We start from the raw sequence: 239 nt of genomic DNA, 5'->3' as shown, positions 1-239 counted from the left end.
CCTCAGGGTAACACAGGCGCTACCGGTGCTACTGGGCCTCAAGGTAATACAGGTGCTACTGGTGCCACTGGACCTCAGGGTAACACAGGCGCTACCGGTGCTACTGGGCCTCAAGGTAATACAGGTGCTACTGGTGCCACTGGACCTCAGGGCGTTCAAGGGAACACGGGCGCTACCGGACCTCAGGGCGTTCAAGGGAACACGGGCGCTACTGGACCTCAGGGCGTTCAAGGGAACAC

At 60.7% G+C, this 239-nt stretch carries 1 pseudogene; it reads left to right on the top strand.

The annotated features are described in order from the left end of the window. Nucleotides 1-239, top strand: a pseudogene (locus AC3WTA_RS17035) (Gly-Xaa-Xaa repeat protein); the annotation flags it as partial.

This window comes from Bacillus sp. EB106-07-01-XG149 (genome assembly GCF_058791555.1).
This window is presented reverse-complemented; position numbering and strand designations above follow the sequence as displayed.